The sequence below is a fragment of the Acinetobacter sp. CAU_H_60 genome, from assembly GCF_058599385.1.
The window spans coordinates 2998315-3019327 of record NZ_CM178653.1 but is presented as its reverse complement, the minus strand read 5'-3'; the positions used below and the strand labels follow the sequence as shown (position 1 = coordinate 3019327).

At 46.0% G+C, this 21013-nt stretch carries 15 protein-coding genes; 9 read left to right on the top strand and 6 right to left on the bottom strand.

Annotation, left to right across the window (positions count from 1 at the left end):
• Positions 1-65 precede the first annotated feature (65 nt).
• Positions 66-881, top strand: coding sequence for a zinc transporter ZupT (zupT, locus tag AC4MBN_RS14365; RefSeq protein ID WP_312317747.1), 816 nt, complete (start codon positions 66-68; stop codon positions 879-881).
• A 62-nt stretch (positions 882-943) separates the two neighbouring features.
• Here zupT and rsmB read toward each other — a convergent pair whose 3' ends face one another.
• Both rsmB and fmt read right to left on the bottom strand, forming a co-directional pair.
• On the bottom strand, positions 944-2248 hold the full coding sequence (gene rsmB, locus AC4MBN_RS14360; protein ID WP_419365145.1) for a 16S rRNA (cytosine(967)-C(5))-methyltransferase RsmB: 1305 nt from the start codon (positions 2246-2248) through the stop codon (positions 944-946).
• A complete protein-coding gene (gene fmt, locus AC4MBN_RS14355; RefSeq protein ID WP_312317752.1) occupies positions 2245-3207 on the bottom strand; it encodes a methionyl-tRNA formyltransferase in 963 nt (320 codons plus the stop codon). The genes rsmB and fmt overlap by 4 nt, the downstream gene beginning before the upstream one ends.
• A gap of 407 nt (positions 3208-3614) precedes the next feature.
• On the opposite strand from fmt, the gene ilvD (AC4MBN_RS14350) reads away from it, so the two are divergent.
• The 6 genes from ilvD (AC4MBN_RS14350) (at position 3615) to AC4MBN_RS14325 (ending at position 10462) form a co-directional block, all read left to right on the top strand.
• Positions 3615-5444 (top strand): dihydroxy-acid dehydratase, encoded by a 1830-nt coding sequence (gene ilvD, locus AC4MBN_RS14350; RefSeq protein ID WP_491880443.1) that lies wholly within the window; start codon positions 3615-3617, stop codon positions 5442-5444.
• A 199-nt stretch (positions 5445-5643) separates the two neighbouring features.
• The gene (locus AC4MBN_RS14345) at positions 5644-5847 is read left to right on the top strand and encodes a hypothetical protein (RefSeq protein ID WP_067731511.1); all 204 of its coding nucleotides are present in this window, start codon (positions 5644-5646) and stop codon (positions 5845-5847) included.
• A gap of 293 nt (positions 5848-6140) precedes the next feature.
• Positions 6141-7826, top strand: a complete 1686-nt coding sequence (gene ilvD, locus AC4MBN_RS14340) for a dihydroxy-acid dehydratase (RefSeq protein ID WP_491880442.1) — start codon at positions 6141-6143, stop codon at positions 7824-7826.
• 152 nt (positions 7827-7978) lie between these two features.
• A complete protein-coding gene (locus AC4MBN_RS14335; protein ID WP_491880441.1) occupies positions 7979-9259 on the top strand; it encodes a hypothetical protein in 1281 nt (426 codons plus the stop codon).
• A 21-nt stretch (positions 9260-9280) separates the two neighbouring features.
• Positions 9281-9568, top strand: coding sequence for a chorismate mutase (locus AC4MBN_RS14330; protein ID WP_419375215.1), 288 nt, complete (start codon positions 9281-9283; stop codon positions 9566-9568).
• Positions 9569-9724: 156 nt separating this feature from the next.
• Entirely contained in the window at positions 9725-10462 is a 738-nt protein-coding gene (locus tag AC4MBN_RS14325; RefSeq protein WP_180053063.1) for a sulfite exporter TauE/SafE family protein, read from the top strand.
• On the opposite strand, the gene AC4MBN_RS14320 is transcribed toward AC4MBN_RS14325, so the two are convergent.
• From AC4MBN_RS14320 to AC4MBN_RS14305, 4 genes are all read right to left on the bottom strand, one after another.
• Positions 10459-11364, bottom strand: a complete 906-nt coding sequence (locus tag AC4MBN_RS14320; protein WP_180131547.1) for a LysR family transcriptional regulator — start codon at positions 11362-11364, stop codon at positions 10459-10461. The genes AC4MBN_RS14325 and AC4MBN_RS14320 overlap by 4 nt on opposite strands.
• A gap of 97 nt (positions 11365-11461) precedes the next feature.
• Positions 11462-12757 (bottom strand): solute carrier family 23 protein, encoded by a 1296-nt coding sequence (locus AC4MBN_RS14315; protein ID WP_491880440.1) that lies wholly within the window; start codon positions 12755-12757, stop codon positions 11462-11464.
• A gap of 298 nt (positions 12758-13055) precedes the next feature.
• Positions 13056-15740, bottom strand: a complete 2685-nt coding sequence (gene ppc, locus AC4MBN_RS14310; protein WP_491880439.1) for a phosphoenolpyruvate carboxylase — start codon at positions 15738-15740, stop codon at positions 13056-13058.
• A 150-nt stretch (positions 15741-15890) separates the two neighbouring features.
• Positions 15891-16514, bottom strand: a complete 624-nt coding sequence (locus AC4MBN_RS14305; RefSeq protein WP_419365137.1) for a TetR/AcrR family transcriptional regulator — start codon at positions 16512-16514, stop codon at positions 15891-15893.
• Positions 16515-16662: 148 nt separating this feature from the next.
• On the opposite strand from AC4MBN_RS14305, the gene AC4MBN_RS14300 reads away from it, so the two are divergent.
• A complete protein-coding gene (locus AC4MBN_RS14300; protein ID WP_491876338.1) occupies positions 16663-17766 on the top strand; it encodes an efflux RND transporter periplasmic adaptor subunit in 1104 nt (367 codons plus the stop codon).
• A gap of 2 nt (positions 17767-17768) precedes the next feature.
• Positions 17769-20906: an efflux RND transporter permease subunit gene (locus tag AC4MBN_RS14295; protein WP_491880438.1), complete on the top strand. Its 3138-nt coding sequence runs from the start codon at positions 17769-17771 to the stop codon at positions 20904-20906.
• Positions 20907-21013 lie beyond the last annotated feature (107 nt).

Here is a 21013-nt window from a genome sequence, read left to right as displayed (position 1 = left end):
CATTGTTGCTGTAAATGAAAGTCATTATCATCTTTGGTGATAATGACTTTTTAATGGGCAGACTTATGGGAATTGCTCCCGTTACCGATGTGCAAGTCTATACTGCTTTTGCAGTGACATTTTTGGCAGGTCTGGCTACCCTAGTAGGTGGGGGATTAGTGCTGTTCTTAAAAAAACCGAATTACCGGGTTTTAGCCTTCGGACTGGCCTTTGCTGCGGGAGCAATGATCTATGTCTCGCTCACAGAAATTCTAAACAAATCGATCAGTTCATTTAGCCTGGCCTTTGATGAAAAATCCGGTTTTGCTTATGGTACTTTTGCCTTTTTATTGGGGGTGGTACTGGTCTTATTGCTGGATCGATTCGTTCCTAATCCGCATGAAACCATTGAGGCACAATCGAAACAGGATCTGAGTCAGCCGCAACTGCTAAGAACCGGTCTGCTGACATTATTTGCGATTAGTGCACATAACCTGCCAGAAGGATTGGCGACTTTTTTTGCAACTTTGGAAAGTCCTGCACTCGGTGCACCTTTGGCGGTCGCCATTGCGATTCATAATGTACCTGAAGGTGTTGCGATTGCATTACCGGTTTATGGTGCAACAGGCCGTAAAGATTATGCACTTGTGGCCAGTCTGGTTTCAGGCCTTGCTGAACCTCTGGGCGCTGCGCTGGGTTATTTCATTCTGGCGCCGTATATGAGTCATACCATTTATGGCATGGTGTTTGGGATTATCGGTGGGGTGATGGTTTATCTGGCACTAGATGAACTCTTACCGACTGCAAAACGTTTTTCTAAAGGTCATGAAACCGTGTATGGCCTGGTCAGTGGGATGGCGGCATTGGCGACCAGTCTAGTGATTTTTAAATTTGTACAATAAGAATTTCAAATCAAAACAATAAAAAAGGCAGCCAAAGCTACCTTTTCTTTTAGCAATATCATTTAAGCAGTTTTTTCAATCCGGCAATAGAAGAAGCCATCGCCTTGACCGGTTTTAGGTAGCAGCTGACGGCCATGGATCTGTTCAATGCCCCAATTAGCTTCAATTTTAATTTCTTTAGCCTCGGGGTGTTTGCTAAAGAATTCGACCATCTGCTGTTCATTTTCCGCTTTGAGAATTGAGCAGGTGATATAGAGCAGGGTGCCGCCAACTTTGAGTTGCTGCCACATATTTTCCAGAATCTGCTTTTGCAACTCTACTGTCTGGGTAATATCGGTTGAATGACGTAACAGACGAATATCTGGATGGCGACGCATTACACCGATGGCTGAACACGGCGCATCCAGCACGATACAGTCCGGCTGTTCCGGTGCCTGCCAGGTGATGGCATCTGCGGCTTTAATTTCAACATGATCGCCTTCAAGTAACAGACGTTCAAGATTCTCAGTGACACGTGTTAAGCGCTTGGCATCCTGATCCAAAGCAATCAGTTTACGCGGCTGATATTTTTCTAGAATATGCGCCGTTTTACCACCCGGTGCTGCACAGGCATCAATCACAAACTTGTCATCCAGATTTGGCAACAAGGTAGCACAAAGCTGGGCATGTTCATCCTGTACCGAAAAACCACCGACATCAAAACCAGGTAAGTCAGGTACTTGTACATTGGCATCAAGGACAATTCCGACCTTGGAAACAGCACAGGCATGGGCAGGAATTTCGTGCTCTTCCAGAATTTCCAGATAGTCTTCGCGGCTAACCTGACGTTCATTTACGCGCAAAGTCAGTGGAGCAATCTGTTTCAGTTCATGACTCAGCTCAGTAAGCTGCTCTGGCCAATCTTTTTTCAGACGTTTAAAGAGCCAGCTTGGCAGGCCATGAGCTTGATCCAGTGCTGCCTGAAATTCCGATGTTTCACGTGAAACACGGCGCAGGATGGCATTGACTACACCACTTAAAGCCTGATAACCAAGTTGCTTTACTGCAGTTACGGTTTCAGAAATGGCAGCATGCGGTGCAATCCGGGTTTCCAGTAACTGGTATAGGCCGACATAGAGACAGGTTTCGACCGTATCATTATTTAAAGGCTTCACCAGCAGAGGCAAGGTAATACTTTTAAGCGCATACCATTGACGCAAAGTACCTAAAACCAGTTCATGGAACAGGGCACGGTCACGGTCTGCCACTTTCTTTAAATGCAGCGGCAAGATACTGGCCAGAGATTGTCCTTGCTGTACAGCAAGTAAGGTACGAATCACTTGGGCACGCAAGTTAAGGTGAGATGTGCCTGATTCAGAATGACTCATGCCAATAATTGTCCTACATGTAATTTTTGGGTCTGGTTAATTTGTACCGGATTGAGCGGTTTGCCGCCCGGCCATTGCAGTGAAGTTAAACATACTGCTTTTTCATCACCACAGGCTACATGCACACCCTGTTTATCAATCGCCAGAATTGTACCAGCGGTATGACAGTGTGCATTTTTTTCTGAAAGTACCGAACCCCAAACCCGCAGGTTGTTATTTTCATCCAGAGGAATAAAAGCGACTGGCCAAGGATTAAAGGCACGGATATTACGGTCAATATTAGAGGCAGTACAGCTCCAGTCAATTCGGGCTTCTGCCTTAGACAGCTTATGAGCATAGACGGTAAGTTCTTCGTCCTGCACTTCCCGGGCAGCTAAATACTGTTGTAATTTTTCTTCAGATTCCAGTACCGCTACAATTGCTTCAGCACCTTGAGCAGCCAGTTTATCATGCAGGCTGGCTGAGGTATCTTCTGCAGTAATTGGACATAAGGTTTTATACATCATGTCACCAGTATCCAGCCCGGCAGCCATTTTCATGATGGTCACGCCAGTTTCGTGATCACCTGTTGCAATTGCACGTTGGATCGGCGCAGCACCACGCCAGCGTGGCAGCAGTGAACCATGAATATTCAGGCAACCATATTTAGGCGTATCCAGAACCACTTGCGGCAAAATCAGACCATAGGCAGCTACAACCATCACATCGGCATTCAACGCTTTCAGTTCAGCCTGAGCTGCCAGACCTTCTTCAGTTGAAGACTTAAAATGAAGTGGCTGATATACCGGAATGTCATGTTCAAGCGCCAGCTGTTTCACAGCAGAAGCGGTAAGTTTCTGACCACGGCCGGCTTTACGATCCGGCTGAGTATAGACCGCCACAATTTCATGATCGGTTTTGAGAAGCGCAGCCAATGCAGTTGCTGCAAATTCTGGTGTGCCTGCAAATATGATTTTCACACATGAAATTCCAAATAAACTTGGCAGCTATTATAAGCTAAAAGCCAAATGGCCGCCTAATCTACAATGCACTTAACTGTTACAGCGATTATAGATTCCTACTTTTAATTAAATTTTATATAAAAAAAAATCATGCAAATTCTAAAAATTATTCATGAAAGTTTTGTATTGTCTACTCCATGATGGCGGTATAGTAGCTTTATTAAGAGATTTTTATTGTCAGCTCACCGAGACCTCTCTATAGACATTTTTGTCTGCATCTACAACGAATAGGTCATCTTGTAAAACAATGGCTTGTAGTATGATAGGTCTAACATTCGACTGATTTAAGCTCATTGTCAGTATGATCTAGCCAGAGTGAACCTTTTTTGGTTCATTTCAAGCTCAAACTTTGTTGGAAATATAAAATGCCTGACTATCGTTCAAAAACATCGACACACGGAAGAAACATGGCGGGTGCGCGTGGCTTATGGCGCGCAACTGGGATGAAGGATGAAGACTTCGGTAAACCGATTATTGCAGTGGTGAACTCATTCACCCAGTTTGTACCGGGTCATGTTCACCTTAAAGATCTAGGTCAGCTCGTGGCACGTCAGATTGAACAGGCAGGCGGTGTAGCAAAAGAATTCAATACCATTGCTGTCGATGACGGCATCGCGATGGGTCATGACGGTATGCTGTATTCACTGCCTTCACGTGACCTAATTGCTGACTCGGTAGAATATATGGTCAGCGCACACTGTGCCGATGCGATGGTGTGTATCTCGAACTGTGACAAGATCACTCCGGGGATGTTAATGGCAGCAATGCGCCTGAACATTCCAGTGGTATTCGTGTCTGGCGGTCCAATGGAAGCCGGTAAAGTGAAAATCCGTGGTAATGATAAAGCCATCGACTTGATCGATGCCATGATCGTCGCTGCAGATGATAACTATACTGATGAAGAAGTGGCTGAATACGAACGTTCTGCATGTCCAACCTGTGGTTCATGTTCAGGCATGTTCACTGCGAACTCAATGAACTGCTTGACTGAAGCATTGGGTCTATCGCTTCCAGGTAACGGTTCAACTTTGGCAACTCATGCGAACCGTAAAAAACTGTTCGAACGTGCAGGTTCTCTCATTGTTGAACTGGCAAAACGCCATTATGAACAAGACGATTACAGCGTATTACCACGTTCAATGGTGACTAAAGCTTCGTATGAAAATGCCATGACTTTGGACATCGCAATGGGTGGTTCAACCAATACCGTTCTACACTTATTAGCTGCTGCAAACGAAGCGGGTGTGGACTTCACCATGGATGACATCGATCGTCTATCTCGTAAAGTACCAGTGCTTTGTAAGGTCGCTCCTGCGAAGAATGATGTACATATGGAAGACGTGCACCGTGCCGGCGGGATCATGTCGATCCTCGGTGAACTGGATCGTGCAGGCCTGTTAGATACCTCTGTAGGTACGGTTCACGAAGCAACATTAAAAGATGCTTTAGATAAATGGGACATCATCCGTACTGAAGATGAAGAAGTGTATAAATTCTTTAAATCAGCACCAGGTGGCGTACCAACCCAGACTGCATTCTCACAAGACCGTTACTACTCACGTTTGGATGGCGACCGTGAAAATGGTGTGATCCGTAATGCAGAACATGCATTCTCTAAAGACGGTGGTCTGGCTGTACTTTATGGCAACATCGCGCTAGATGGTTGTATCGTAAAAACGGCCGGTGTAGATGAATCAATCCTGAAATTCAATGGGACTGCACGTGTATTTGAAAGCCAGGATTCTGCGGTAGACGCGATTCTGGGTGGCAAAATCACAGCAGGTGATGTGGTTGTGATTCGTTACGAAGGCCCACGTGGTGGCCCTGGTATGCAGGAAATGCTGTACCCAACCAGCTACCTGAAATCGAAAGGTTTAGGTAAGGAATGTGCACTGTTAACTGACGGCCGCTTCTCTGGCGGTTCATCAGGTCTATCCATTGGTCACGTTTCTCCAGAAGCGGCTGAAGGCGGTGCGATTGGTCTGGTTGAAGATGGCGATCGTATCGAAATCGATATTCCAAACCGTACCATTCACCTGGCAGTAGATGATGCGACCATGGCCGCTCGTCGTACAGCACAGGATGAAAAAGGCTGGCACCCAGTGGAAGAACGTCCACGTAAGATTTCTAAAGCATTGAAAGCTTATGCGATGCACACTACAAGTGCTGCAAAAGGTGCGGTACGTGAAATCTAAGCTGTAAATTTTTATAGCGCGAAAAAGCACTCCAGATGGGAGTGCTTTTTTATTCCTTAGCGATTTAAACTTAAGTAAAACACCTAAACTTTCAATAAAATCAATGGAGAGAGGGCTTTAGATACTTAAAACCGATAAAGTCTTGAAAAAAGTATGTGTATACTAAAGCGACAGTATCAATGCAAAAGTGATTACACGCATGTCCATGAAATTTATTAGCCGCTTTGTGGCAATTTTAGCGCTCATTATGATTTTAGCTGCACTGAGCATTCAATTTTTCTTTGATCCACATTATACCGTCGTCTTTTGGATCTTAGCTGTTCCTGTGATTTTGGCGGCTCCGATTCTGGCATCTGTGGTGTTGGCTTCCAATGAAGAACTTGGTCTGCATCAGGTGAATTAAGTACGCCTACACTAAAAATTTATAAGTAATTGATTTTAAATAGTGTAAAGATGAATCTAATCAGAAATCATCCCATGACTGATTTACAGTCTCAGTAAAAGGCCCGGCTTGAAAAGACCGGGTCTTTTATTATGTATGGCAACTTCGTACTTCAAATACTCATCTAAGAAAATAAAAAATAACTGAGTCAGATACACAGAGTCTTACTTTTATGTCGAGATTGCTTTCTATACAATCGGATAAAACCTAGCCAATATTTAGGCTTCTCAAAAATTACACTCAGGACGAATAAAATGAGTAAAGACAATATCCGAGAACATTCCGCGCCTGTTTATGAAGGCATTGAAAATGCACCGGCCCGATCCATGATGCGTGCCACCGGTTTTCAGGATGAAGACTTTACTCGTCCTTTTATTGGGATCGCTTCGACCTGGGCCAATGTCACTCCCTGCAACATGCATATTGATGGTCTGGCGCGTACAGTCGAGCAGGGCGTTAATGCTGCCGGTGGTAAGGGGATTATCTTCAATACCATCACTATTTCCGACGGGATCTCCAACGGGACTGAAGGGATGAAATACTCCTTGCTATCGCGGGAAATTATTGCCGATTCGATTGAAGCGGTGGTCGGCTGTCAGGCCTATGATGGCGTGATTGCGATAGGGGGCTGTGACAAAAACATGCCGGGCTGCATCATGGGCTTGGCACGATTAAACCGTCCGGGTCTGTTTATTTATGGCGGTACCATCAAACCGGGTGAAGGCCATACCGACATGATTTCGGTATTTGAAGCGGTCGGTCAGCATGCCAAAGGCGAAATTAATGCAATTCAGGTGAAACACATTGAAGAAGTGTCTTTGCCGGGTCCAGGTTCTTGTGGTGGGATGTATACCGCGAATTCTATGGCCTCTGCGATTGAAGCTCTGGGAATGAGCCTGCCGGGTTCCTCTGCACAGGAAGCGGTGTCTGAAGGCAAGCAGATTGACTGTGCCCGTGCTGGTGAAGCAGTGATGAATCTGCTCCGTCTGGATATCAAGCCACGTGACATCATGACCAAAGCGGCTTTTGAAAATTCAATTAAAGTATTAATTGCATTAGGTGGATCAACCAATGGTGTACTGCATCTGTTAGCCATGGCGCATACGGCGGGTGTGGAGCTGAGTCTGGATGACTTTGTACGAATTGGAAAAGAGATTCCTGTTGTGGCCGATGTCCGCCCATCCGGTAAATATCTAATGTCAGAACTGATTGCTATTGGTGGGATCCAGCCATTGATGAAACGCATGCTGGATGCCGGTATGCTAGATGGTTCCTGCCTGACTGTGACTGGAAAAACACTGGCAGAAAACCTGGCCGATGTAGAAGATTATCCAGAAGGTCAGCAGATTATTTTGCCATTCGACAAGCCAGTGAAAAAAGACTCACATCTGATCATTATGAAAGGCAACCTGTCACCGAATGGGGCAGTCGCCAAAATTACCGGTAAGGAAGGCCTATATTTCAAAGGACCGGCACGGGTGTTTGAAGGTGAACAGGGCGCGATGCGCGGGATTCTGGATGGCGAAGTTCAGCCAGGTGAAGTGGTCGTAATTCGCGGTGTTGGCCCGAAAGGTGGACCGGGCATGCCGGAAATGCTAAAACCGACTTCTGCTATTATTGGTAAAGGTCTGGGGGATTCAGTCGCACTGATTACTGATGGCCGTTTCTCAGGCGGAAGTCATGGTTTTGTGATTGGTCATGTCACACCGGAAGCCTATGAGGGTGGCCCGATTGGTCTGGTGCAAAATGGCGATGAAATTTCCATTAATGCGGAAACCCGTGAAATGACCTGGCATATTTCGGATGAAGAGCTTGCTGCACGTCAGGCGGCCTGGGTGAAACCGAAACCAAATTATACCCACGGGGCACTGGCGAAATTCGCCAAACTGACTTCTGGCGCTGAGACCGGGGCTGTGACTGACCTAAATCTTGAAATCTAAAGTCTTAGAAAACATTGAACATTTGTTGCTGACTTGATATAAGTTTTGCACAAGACTTATATCAGGTCATAAACATCCTCATAATAGGATGTTGAATAAAACGATCCTGCTGGCAAGGGCTGGCATGACAAAATCTTTTCGAGGCACCTCTCATGTCCCTGCTACGCCGTTGGTTTGATCCAATCCGATCGAGTTGGTTTTACCAGAAACCAGTTCGTCAAACGGTGTTATCTATTGAAGATGGCTTGAGCATCTATTTAAGACTGGATGATGTTTATAGTTATCTGGCGGTACAACAGTTACCGCAACTGGAAGAAATTCTCAGCCCAGAACTGAAGCCACTCAAAGTCATCATTTCAGATCAGCGGGCTGAGCCACCTAATCAGATGTCTTTTGATGAATGGCAGCACTATTGCCTGAATGATGCCAAAATTTTATCTAAACAGCATCGTTTCAGCTTTCATGAGACCCCAGAATTACCGACAGCTGAAGCCTTAAAGCAGGCAGAAACCATCCTGAGAAATACGCCATTACGCGGACAGGATTTTCTGTATTTGCTAGAAGATGTCTTTCATATGCTCTGGCAAAAACAGAACGGAAAATTACGCACTTTATATGCGATGGCCAGCCGTCATCATGCGCCGCAGAATTTTCCTGAACGGATTTTTGAGCATAGTCCGATTCTGGCCAGTTATTTCCAGTTTGGCGGACGCCAGTATCAGGCGGTAGATGACTTGTTACGTCTGACCCGTCGCCTGAAACAGCAGAGATTACTGACCGGCAACCCGATTTTCCTGATCAATCATATTGAATGGCGCGAGCATCTGATCAGTGATGCCGAAGAGCTGAATGAAATCCAGTCCATGGATCCTGAATTGGATTTGTATATCGCTCTGGAAGATCCGATTTCCTGGTTGTTACTGGCTTATATCAAGGAAGAGCTGGCTGATTTTTATAATATCCAGTTGAATGTCTATCCGTTGTCTTATCAGGGACGGGACTGGTTTGACTGGAGTCTGGCGACGCGCTTATCCAAGCGGACTGAAGTTAAATTTACCCCATTCTGCCGGCCAACCGAGCAGGCCGTGATGCCGATGGCACAATTGTTTTATAGCTGTCCGGAAGAGCAGCGGATTGAAGCCATGTACCAGATTCTGGAAGCGGTCTGGACTCGTGGTTATGATCTGTCTTATGCAGCGCATTTCAAGCGTATGCAGCAGGAACTGAATATTACTGAACTGACCCAGGAAGACGTTCTGGCCAAGTTGCAGGAAAATGACACCTTATGTGAAATGAAGTCCCAGCCGAATTTACCGGTGCTGGAACTGCGTATTGATGGGCAAAGTTATACATTTAATAGCTTATATCGTGTCTGGATGATTGAAAGTATTTTCAGTAATGTGTTAGAAGAAAAGTATAAGAGTGATAACTAAACTGAAAGTGACTGAATAAACATGGAAAAAATCAAAGCTGAATCATTACAACATGCACGTCAACAGATCGATGCCATTGATACAGCTTTAGTCGAGCTGATCGCTGCGCGTCAATTTTATGTTGATCAAACCACCCGTTTTAAAAAAACTGAAACTGATCTGCAATCACCGGAGCGTGTGGAGCAGATTGTGGAAAATGTCAAAGCCTTGGCACAACAGCAGGGTGTGGATCAGGCGTTTATTGAACATTTGTACCGGGAAATGTTCCAGTATTTCATTCAGCGTGAACTGAAAGAATTCCGTCCTTAAACAATTTTCATATCCGATTTTTGCTGATGAATCTGATGAGTTTCGGCACATCCATCTGAAGCCTCAATATTTACTTGAGGCTTCCTTCTTAAAACCCTGATTTTACTCTATTCGTGATTTCTATAGCATGGGCTTAAGTTAATTTAGGGTCATCAGATGACTGCTTTTGTTATTGCTATTTTTGCTCTGGCTGGCCTGATTAAAGGCACCATTGGATTAGGTCTGCCTGCGGTGTCCATGGGTTTGTTGACCATATTTATGAGTCCATTTCAGGCAGCAACTTTACTGATTGTACCTTCGATGCTGACCAATTTCTGGCAACTCTTTGCCGAAGGTCATGTGCTGAAACTGATTCGCCGTTTCTGGCTATTGCTGGCAGGCATTATCGTGGGTTCAGTCTGGAGTATTTTCCCGACCTTGGGTCATTCTGAATTTCATAGTGAAGCCTTACTGGGCGGGATGCTTGCCCTGTATGGCCTATATGGTTTATTGGCGAAACGGATGCCAGATTTAAGCCAGCATGAAAAGTGGCTTTCTCCGATTATGGGATATCTCGGGGGTGCCTTGACCGTGGCAACTGGGGTAGTGGTAATTCCGGTCGTGCCTTATTTGCAAACCTTGCATTTAAAACGTGATGATCTGGTTCAGGCCTTAGGATTGGTATTTACTACCTCGACGGTGTGTTTGGCAATTTTCCTGCACCAAAACCCGGTGGAAGATATGCCGATTGATTATGCCATGTCGGCGATTGCACTGATTCCAGCCTTGATCGGGATGTGGTTCGGCAAAAAAATCCGTTCCCGTATCCCTGAACAGAAATTCCGGACGGTATTTTTTATCGGCCTGATTGCCTTAGGCAGCTATATGATGCTGCATCAATTCGGCTGGATTTAATTCAGGATTTTTTGTACATCCGCAGAAATGAGGAACTGGCTAAAGTGCTGATAGGCCGTGCTCAGTTCATCAAAGTTCTTTGCAGCTAACAATAACTTGCGGTTGGCCCAATCTCCAGTCAATTGGATTTGCTGAAATGCATAGAGCTTCGACAAACGTTGTGCAGCACGTTTTGGCATGATCGCGATACCTACACCATTGGCCACAACCTGGGCAATGGCGGCAAAATTTGGTAAGCGTAAGCGGTATTGAATTTCACAGTTCAGCAAGCGAGCCTGAGTTTCGATGGATTGCTGCAAAGAGTGATATTGCATCAGACCAACAAAGGGATAATTCAGACAGTCTGCTAATGTTAATGCCTGATTAGCTGCCAGATCATGCTGTTCAGGGCAGATCAGCACCAGAGGATCATCTGAAAATTCCAAAGTCTGTAATTGTGGTGCAGGAAAAAAGCTGGAAATAAGTCCTAGCTTGGCAGTACCACTCGCCAAAGCCGCAATGATGTCATTGCTCTCTGCTTCTTTGAGGTCGATCTGGATATTTGGGTTATTCACCAGATACTGGGGCAATAATAGGGGAAGGTACTCACTTTGTGCTGAAGAGTTACACCATAAGCTGATATTGGAATTGAGTCCTTCACTAAAGCCGGCCATGGCTTGAGACAACTGTTGTCCCTGTTGCAACAGGGCTTGGGCATGCTCAGCAAAGACCTGTCCCGCAAAAGTCATTTTTACCCCAGCAGAATGGCGGCTGAACAGACTGACCTGATATTGCTGTTCCAGCTTTTTAATCCGCTCACTGGCTGCCTGTAAGGAAATGGCAGAGCGTTCAGCACCTTTGGTCAGACTACCTGTGTCGACTATATTGAGAAAAAGACGTAAATCAAAAAAATCCAGACGCATCGGCAGGATGCTCATATAAAAGATCAGGCCTATTTAAACAATTCTTGCAATATAAAAAAAGCAGCCTGGCGGCTGCTTGAAAATTTAAGTCTTCGAATTATTTTTTATCGACCAGGCTAAAGAACCAGTTCAGGAATAACGCAGCAAAGGTCGCTGTACCAATTCCACCTAGGTTAAAGTTACCGAAGGTCAGGGCAAAGTCACCCGTACCCAGAATAATGGTCACTGCTGCTACCATCAGGTTTTTGTTCTGTGAAAAATCGACTTTATTTTCGATCCAGATTTTCGCACCGGCAATAGTAATCAGACCAAAGACCACAATTGAGGCGCCGGTTAAAATCGCTGTTGGAATGGTATGAATAATCGCACCAAATTTCGGTGATAAACCGAGGAATACCGCAAACACACCTGCAACTGCAAAGATAATCGTTGAGTAAACCCGGGTAACTGCCATCACACCGATGTTCTCACCATAGGTAGTCATACCCGGTGCGCCCACACCACCTGCCAAGGTAGTTGCAATACCGTCCGCCACAAAGGCTTTACCGATATGCGGATCCAGATTTTCACCGGTCATGGCACCTACGGCTTTAATATGTCCCAGGTTTTCTGCAATCAGAATCAGGGCAATAGGCGCAATGATCAGCATGGCATTGCTATCAAATACTGGCGCATGGAAGCTCGGAACACCAAACCAGCCAGCTTGCTGAATGGGCGCAAAATCAATTGCAGTCCCATAGCCCATCACATTACTTAAAATGTAGTAAATGAAGTAAGCCAGCAATAAACCGATCAAGAGCAATAAACGCTGTACCAGACCTTTGGTAAACACCGCAATGGAACCCATACACAGGACGGTCACCAGTGACATCCACATATTAAAGGTATTGCCCATGACGTTTTTCACAGTCACAGGGGCCAGGTTCAGACCAATAATCATCACCACCGCACCGGTCACTACAGGCGGCATCAATTTTTCAATCCAGCGGGTTCCCGTTGCCATGACCAGAACACCCATCAAGGCATAAAGCACACCACAGGCAATAATCCCGCCAGCGGCGACACCAATATTTGGATTTAGTCCGCCAGCACCTGCATAACCGGTTGCCGCAATCACTACCCCAATGAACGCAAAGCTTGAACCCAGATAACTTGGTACACGACCACCCGTGATCAGGAAGAACAGGATGGTACAGATCCCCGACATTAAAATGGCCAGATTGGGATCAAAACCCATTAGAAATGGCGCCAGTACCGTCGCACCGAACATGGCAAAGGCATGTTGTACCCCCAAGATCAGGGTCTGGGCAGGCGGTAAATACTCTGCGGTACCTACTGGTCGTGCATCGATACTACCCTCATAAGGGCGCCACTTGGGAAACCAATTGGACATAAAATGAGCACTCAAAAGATAAATTGTGCACATCATACTCTTGTTTTTTAGAAGATTTAATCACTGAAACAAAATTTTTGTTCAAATTAATTCTATGACTTTATTTGAGATTTTACCGTGCGGTAAAAGTTTTTTAAATCAAAACTAAAGTTAAATCAGTGGATTAATTCCCGGACAATTCATATTCAACTTCTATAAGTAATTTTAATTTGATATATAAATAAAGCTTTTTTTTGGCTATTGACTGATCAATAAAAAAGCACATCGTGTAGATGTGCTTTAAATGGAAGGGAAAAAATCAACCGGTATTTCGTAAACCGGCGGCAATGCCGGCAATACTGACCATTAATGCATGATCGACCGGAGTGTGTTCAGCCTGCTGCTGTTCCAGATACAACCGACGACGTTTCATCAGTTCGGCTTGTAGTAAATGGAGCGGTAACAGATAAGGTTTACGCACCGTCATGGACTGGTCCAAGACGCCATTACTGCTCAGCAGTTTTGATTCACCTTTTAAAGTGAGTAGGGTTTGGATCGCATCCTGCAAGCGTTGACGCAATTCCGTACCAAGCTCTTTCAGGTCTTCATCCTGAGTCAGATGCGATTCGTAATAGAGCGCGACATTGCTATCTGCTTTAGACAGCACCATTTCCAGCATATCAATCAAGGTCTGAAAATAAGGCCATTCAGTTAGCATCTCATCCAGAATTGTACGTTGCCCTTGATCCAGTACCTCATTTAATGCAGCACCGGTACCCAGCCAGGCCGGTAACATCAAACGGATCTGGGTCCAGGCAAAGACCCAGGGAATAGCACGCAAGGATTCAATTCCACCGCTGACCTTACGTTTGGCAGGACGTGAACCAAGCGGCAGCATTTGCAGTTCCAGTTCTGGGGTCACGGTACGCAGGTATTTTACGAAATGCGGATTTTCACGTACTGTCTGACGATAGACCTGTACCGATAGATCCGTCATCTTATGCATCAGATCACGCCATTCCGGTTTCGGTTCGGGTGGCGGTAATAAAGTCGCTTCCAGAGTCGCTGCAGTATAAATTTCCAGATTTTGTAGCGCGATTTCTTCCAGACCAAATTTAAAGCGAATCATCTCACCTTGTTCAGTCACCCGAATGGCCCCTGAAATCGAACCCGGCGGTTGCGAGAACAAGGCTTGTTGGGTGGGTGCACCGCCGCGGCTGATCGAGCCGCCACGACCATGGAACAGGGTCAGCTGTATACCATGCTGTTTAGCAACTGCGGTCAGTTCTTCCTGCGCACGGTACTGTGCCCAGTTGGCTGACATAAAGCCGGCATCTTTGGCTGAATCCGAATAACCAATCATGACTTCATGCTTGCCCTGAATATGCTGTTTGTACCAATGCATATTAAAGAGTGTCGACATGGTGTCAGCAGCACCGTCGAGATCTTTTAAGGTTTCAAATAAAGGTACTACCCGTAAAGGCTGTTTAATCCCGGCTTCTTTTTGCAGCAGCAAGACAGCTAGCACATCACTTGGGTATTCGGCCATGGAAATAATATAGGCACCCAGAGACTCACTTGGCTGTTCGGCCAATGTGCGCATGGTGATAAACACTTCCTGTACATCCGGATGTTCAATCAGGCTACCCGCTGGTTCATTCAGGTGCTTAGGTAGTAAAGGACGTTTGCTTTGCAGTTCCTGCAACAGGAAGTTTTGACGGGCCTGTTCAGTCCAGGTTTCAAAATTACCCAGACCCAGATATTCAGTAATGGCTGAAATGGCCTGACGATGACGACCCGATTCCTGACGAATATCCAGTTTGAGCAGTTCAATGCCGAAACAGTTCACCCGGTAAATCAGGTCCAGCAGACTGCTATTGGCAAGTTCTGCCAGATTGCACGCCATCAATGAGTGATAGCAGGTCAGTAAAGGTTTTAATAACTCATCTTTACTTTTAATGACCCGACTATCATCAGCATCTTTGCCATGCAGTTTTTCAGCCAGCCAAGCCCGGGTAATTTTTAGACGTTCACGGATATCGCGTAAATATTCACGGTACGGTTCAGGATGTTGATGGCCTAACGCCTGTGTAATTTCATCACTGCATTGCTGAATAGAAAGTTCCCAGCGCAGGTTTTCAATATCACGCAGATAAAGATCAGCTGCTTTCCAGCGTGACAACCACAATACTTCCTGAGTCACATTATGCGTCACATTCGGGTTGCCATCCCTGTCGCCACCCATCCAGGAAGCGAAACGTACCGGAGCAACATCTAGCGGCAAAGTCTGGCCACATTGTTCCTCAACCATGCCGTTCAGTTCACGAATGAATTTGGGTACCGCATTCCAGAGGGTCTGTTCGATTGTCGTAAAGCCCCATTTGGCTTCATCCACCGGGGTTGGGCGATGTTGACGGATTTCGTCCGTTTGCCAGGCAGAACTGATCAGCTGTTTTAAGTCAGCCAAAACTGCCTGACGTTCACGCGGGGTCAATTTCTGCTGGTCAAATTTAGATAGGGCATTATTGATGCCATCATATTTTTGGATCAGGGTGCGTCGGCTGACTTCTGTTGGATGTGCGGTCAGCACCAGTTCAATCTTTAATTCACAGATTTGCTGATATAAGGTTTCTGCAGAAATTTCTTGCTGTTTAAATTTCTCAAATAAAGGCATCAGAGGATTTGGAGATTCTGTGCTTTCCTCAAATTCGCTTTGACGGCGACGACGTACCACATGGTACTGTTCGGCAATATTGGCAAAGTTTAAGAAATGGGTGAAGGCACGGGTCAATGGCAGGATTTCATGATCTTCTAAAGTCAGGAATAATTGTTCCAGCTGTTTTTCTGCTTCAACCTGTCCATCGCGAGCACCTTTCGATAAGGCCCGAATTTGCTCGACCTGATTAAACAAATCTTGCCCCGCATGTAACTTCAGGGTTTTTCCCAGTAGATTACCCAGTAAACGTACGTCTTCGCGTAGAGGTGCATCAATCTGTTGAACCATTTTTTATATTCCTCCGATTCTTCCTTTGACTATACCCCGACTGCATGACAATCCAAGTCTTTTGCAGACAAAAGTTGAATATCATTTGTTGATAATTGAATGAATTTTAGTCTTTACGCTGTTGCAAGGATCCGGCCAGATAGAAGAAATTTAACGGGAAATTGCATATTTCAGCATAAAGATCTCGATGGCCTGCTGAATGATCTGATGGCGTTGTTGCATGTCGGGTAGCGGACTTAAGCCCAGTAAGACTTTGTGATGTCGCATACCTAGCAGTAAGGACACCATCAGTTCGGTCTGATGCTGCGGATCATCAGTCTGGATAAATTGATGTTGCTGCGCCTGCTCAAAGAAATCATGCCAGGCCTGATTCAGCTTGATATGTGAGGCCGTATAAAAACGTTCCGCCAACGGATTTTTTTCATAGGCCAGTTGCATGATGAGCAGGTCCAGTTTGAGAGCTTCCGGCAGATTGGCAATATTGAATGAGCGCAGACAGATCTGATATAGCTCCTGCTGAAAATCACTATCAGGCTGTAGAACTTTAGGAGATTCCTGCAGAATTGCCTCACAGGTTTCTTCAACCGCACAGCTAAACAGCGTGGCCTTATCCTGAAAATGATTATAGACAGTGAGTTTGGTCACACTGGCTTCCAGCGCAATCTGGTTCATGCTGGAACCATGATAACCATGCTGTAAAAACAGCTGTTTAGCTGCGTTCAGAATACGCTGGCGTTTTTCCAGATCCTTGGGCCGTCCAACCGGTATTTGCACAATTTCATCCAAAAAAAATCAATATGGTCATTGTTTTAACTGCAGAATCCTAATTAGTGTACCGGGTGGTATATTAATTAAAAAATAAGCAATTTATATATCTACCTATTTTGCCCTAAAAATGATGATTAGATAAGAGCGAACAATAATGAGCACGATACAGAGCGCACTGGCTGGCATGATCGTCCTATGCAGTATGGCTTTCTCAGGATGTAGCAAGGACAGCGCTGCAGCAGAACAGGAAGTTCCATTTGTCATGGTGACCACACCGAAAACTTCACATCAGGAATTGAAAAGCTATGCCGGTGATGTCCAGGCACGTCAGCAAACGGCACTGGCGTTCCGGGTAGGCGGGCAGGTCACCCAGCGTTTTGTCGATGTGGGTGATCAGGTAAAAGTCGGGCAAGTCTTGGCGACCCTAGATGTGAAAGATGCTCAACTTCAATTAAATGCAGCACGTGCCCAGCTAGAAAGTGCTCAATCGGCCAGTAAAATTGCTCAGGATGAATTACAGCGTTTCAAGCAGCTGTTACCGACCAATGCTGTGAGCCGCTCGCAATATGATGCGGTTGAAAATCAATATAAGGCAGCTGCGTCAAATCTGAAACAGGCTCAGTCCAATTATGATACGGCCAAAAACCAGACCGCTTATAACCAGCTCATTGCCAATAAAAATGGGGTAATTACTGCACGCAATATCGAAATTGGTCAGGTCGTTGCAGCAGGGCAGGCTGCCTTTGAACTGGCGATTGCCGGTGAGCGTGAAGTCGTAATTGGGGTTCCTGAACAGGCGATTTCCGAAATTAAAACCGGTCAGCCGGCCTGGGTCACTTTATGGTCCAAACCGAATGAAAAATTTGCTGCCTTTGTTCGTGAGATTTCACCAGCAGCAGATCAATCGCGTACCTTCCGGGTGAAAGTGGCTTTACGCGAAGGTAATAGCCAGATTCAGCTCGGTCAGAGTGCCCGGGTGTTCTTCCAGAACAGTCAGGACAATGTCCTTAGCGTTCCTTTATCCAGCGTTTCAGCGACTGATCAGCAGGCCTATGTGATAGTAGTCAAGCCGGATCATACTATTCGCAAAGTGCCGGTGCAGCTGGGTGCTTATGGCCGTGATTCTGTGCCAGTCTTCAGTGGTTTAAAGGCTGATGATTATGTGGTGATTGGTGGAGTGCATCTGCTGCGTGACCAGCAAAAAATCAATCCGATTGACCGTGAAAACCGTAGTGTGAAAATTCAGGCAGGGAGTTAAATATGAACTTTAACCTGTCTGAATGGGCCTTAAAGAATAAAGGTCTGGTACTGTATTTCATGATCCTGCTCGGTCTGATCGGCATCGTCTCTTATTCCAAACTGTCACAAAGTGAGGATCCGCCGTTTACCTTTAAGGTGATGGTAATCCAGACTTACTGGCCGGGTGCCAGTGCTAAAGAAGTATCCTTACAGGTTACCGACCGGATTGAAAAAGAGTTGATGACTACCGGACAATATGACCGAATCATGGCCTATTCCCGTCCGGGAGAATCTATGGTGACCTTTATTGCCAAGGATTCCTTGGCTTCCAAGGATGTCGCAGATGTCTGGTATAACGTCCGTAAGAAAATCAATGATATTCGGCATGAATTACCGCAAGGCGTACAAGGTCCATTTTTTAATGATGAATTTGGCGATACCTTTGGCAACATCTACGTCATTAAAGGCAATGACTTCGATTATGCGACGCTTAAAGAATATGCCGACCGTTTGCAGTTACAGTTGCAACGGGTCAAGGATGTTGCCAAAGTTGAACTGATTGGACTCCAAGACCAAAAAATCTGGATCGAAATCTCCAACACCAAAGCCACCCAACTGGGTATTCCGGTGACTGCCATTCAGCAGGCACTGCAGCAGCAAAATGCCATGACTCAGGCGGGCTTTTTTGAAACCGGTTCTGACCGGATTCAGGTGCGGGTCAGTGGGGCGCTGAATAATGTCGAAGAATTGCAGCAGCTACCTTTACTGGTGAATGGCAAGACCATCCAGCTCGGCGATGTGGCTGAAGTTTATCGCGGCTTTACCGATCCGGCACAACCGCGTATGCGCTTTATGGGCGAAAATGGCATCGGCATTGCCGTATCGATGCGTAAAGGGGGTGACATTATTGCCTTGGGTAAAAATCTGGAACAGGAATTTGCCCGGTTGCAGAAAACTTTGCCTTTAGGAATGGATCTGCAAAAAGTTTCAGATCAGCCGGTAGCAGTGAAGCGCAGTATTAATGAATTTATGAAAGTTCTGGCCGAGGCAGTGATTATTGTTCTCTTAGTGAGTTTTTTCTCACTCGGGTTCCGTACCGGTCTAGTGGTGGCTTTTTCGATTCCGCTGGTACTGGCAATGACCTTTGCCGGGATGCAGCTGTTTGATGTTGGTCTGCATAAGATTTCTCTGGGTGCCCTGATTCTGGCACTTGGCCTTCTGGTGGATGACGCGATTATTGCCATTGAAATGATGGCAATCAAAATGGAGCAGGGCTTTAGCCGCTTACAGGCGGCCGGTCATGCCTGGCGAACCACAGCATTTCCAATGCTGACCGGAACCCTGATTACTGCTGCTGGTTTCCTGCCGATTGCGACAGCAGCATCCAGTACCGGGGAATATACCCGCTCGATTTTCCAGGTGGTGACGCTGGCACTATTAGTATCTTGGATCGCAGCCGTCCTGTTTGTGCCTTATCTGGGTGACAAACTCCTGCCAGATTTTAACAAGGATCTGGTGCAGAGAGCGCCATGGTATCAACGTCTCTGGGCGCGTTTACGCAAACGCCCTGAACCGGAGCCGCTGGTCCATCATGCTGGTGAACATCATGATCCTTATCAAACCAATTTCTATCAGGGCTTTCGTCGCTGGGTGAATATCTGTGTCACCTACCGTAAAACGGTCATTGCGTCGACTGTCGGGATTTTTGTGCTATCCATTTTGATGTTTAATCTGGTGCCTAAACAATTCTTCCCGCCATCGAACCGTGCCGAAATTCTGGTGGATCTGAAACTGGAAGAGGGTGCTTCATTAAAAGCAACTGAAGCGGCAGTGAAAAAAGTTGAAAGCTTCCTGTCCAAACAGGAGGGAATTGATAATTATGTGGTCTATGTCGGTACCGGCTCACCGCGTTTTTATTTACCTCTAGATCAGCAATTGCCGCAAGCCAGCTTTGCCCAGTTTGTGGTCTTGGCTTCCTCCTTAGAAGACCGCAATGAAATCCGTAAATCCTTAAGCGACCAGATTCGGGTGCTGTTACCAGAAGCCCGTACCCGGGTATCTCTACTGGAAAATGGCCCACCCGTTGGCTATCCATTACAGTTCCGTGTATCGGGTGAAGACCTGGGATTAGTCCGTCAATGGGCACAGAAAGTTGCAGCAACGGTCGGAGACAATCCGAATACCACTAATGTGCATCTGGACTGGGGCGAGCCAAGTAAAGTCATCAAGCTGGATATTGATCAGGACCGCGCCCGTCAGCTTGGCGTGAGCAGTAGCGATTTGGCCAATTTCCTGAATAGCTCGATTTCTGGAACTGCGATTGATCAATATCGTGAAAAACGTGAACTGATTGAAATCCGTTTACGGGGTGATCAGGCTGAACGTGTCGATGTCGGTTCACTGAGTAGTCTGGCAGTACCGACCACGAATGGGAGCTCAGTTCCTCTGGCCCAGATTGCCAAGATCGAATACAGCTTTGAAGAAGGCCTGATCTGGCATCGGAATCGTTTGCCGACCATTACGGTACGAGCCGATATCCGGACACAGCTGCAACCGGCAACCGTGGTCAACGAGCTGAAAGATCAACTTGAGCAGCTCAGATCAGAAATACCAAGTGGCTATCTGATTGAAGTAGGCGGCACAGTCGAAGAATCTGCGCGAGGGCAGAATTCAGTAAATGCGGGTATGCCATTATTTTTAGCGGTGGTGATGACTTTGCTGATGATCCAGCTCCGAAGTATTTCACGTGCCTTCATTGTCTTCCTGACGGCGCCATTGGGCATTATTGGCGTGGTCTTATTCCTGTTAATTTTCAATAAACCTTTTGGTTTTGTGGCCATGCTGGGTACGATTGCCTTATCAGGCATGATCATGCGTAACTCGTTGATTCTCATTGACCAGATTGAACAGGATATTCAGGCAGGTGAATCGCAATGGAATGCCATTATCAATGCCACAGTGCGCCGTTGCCGTCCGATTGTCCTGACTGCACTGGCTGCTGTTCTGGCCATGATTCCTTTATCCAGAAGTATTTTTTTCGGGCCAATGGCGGTTGCCATTATGGGAGGATTGATCGTTGCAACGCTATTAACGCTGTTTTTCCTGCCAGCCTTATATGCACAATGGTTTAAAGTGAAAAAAAGTTTAAATTCTGTTTAAATTTGTCATAATTTCAGGTGCGAAATATTGAAAATTTCAATATAGTAGTACCTGATTTTTTAATAATTCAAAAAAGACATACTGCTGCGGAACTCGCTTGTGCTGGG

Bases quoted from the DNA above. Each gene is read 5' to 3' on its own strand.
- zupT (WP_312317747.1), top strand. From the start codon at position 66: ATGGGAATTGCTCCCGTTACCGATGTGCAAGTCTATACTGCTTTTGCA.
- rsmB (WP_419365145.1), bottom strand. From the start codon at position 2,248: ATGAGTCATTCTGAATCAGGCACATCTCACCTTAACTTGCGTGCCCAA.
- ilvD (WP_491880443.1), top strand. From the start codon at position 3,615: ATGCCTGACTATCGTTCAAAAACATCGACACACGGAAGAAACATGGCG.
- AC4MBN_RS14345 (WP_067731511.1), top strand. From the start codon at position 5,644: ATGTCCATGAAATTTATTAGCCGCTTTGTGGCAATTTTAGCGCTCATT.
- ilvD (WP_491880442.1), top strand. From the start codon at position 6,141: ATGAGTAAAGACAATATCCGAGAACATTCCGCGCCTGTTTATGAAGGC.
- AC4MBN_RS14335 (WP_491880441.1), top strand. From the start codon at position 7,979: ATGTCCCTGCTACGCCGTTGGTTTGATCCAATCCGATCGAGTTGGTTT.
- AC4MBN_RS14330 (WP_419375215.1), top strand. From the start codon at position 9,281: ATGGAAAAAATCAAAGCTGAATCATTACAACATGCACGTCAACAGATC.
- AC4MBN_RS14325 (WP_180053063.1), top strand. From the start codon at position 9,725: ATGACTGCTTTTGTTATTGCTATTTTTGCTCTGGCTGGCCTGATTAAA.
- AC4MBN_RS14320 (WP_180131547.1), bottom strand. From the start codon at position 11,364: ATGCGTCTGGATTTTTTTGATTTACGTCTTTTTCTCAATATAGTCGAC.
- AC4MBN_RS14315 (WP_491880440.1), bottom strand. From the start codon at position 12,757: ATGTCCAATTGGTTTCCCAAGTGGCGCCCTTATGAGGGTAGTATCGAT.
- ppc (WP_491880439.1), bottom strand. From the start codon at position 15,740: ATGGTTCAACAGATTGATGCACCTCTACGCGAAGACGTACGTTTACTG.
- AC4MBN_RS14300 (WP_491876338.1), top strand. From the start codon at position 16,663: ATGAGCACGATACAGAGCGCACTGGCTGGCATGATCGTCCTATGCAGT.
- AC4MBN_RS14295 (WP_491880438.1), top strand. From the start codon at position 17,769: ATGAACTTTAACCTGTCTGAATGGGCCTTAAAGAATAAAGGTCTGGTA.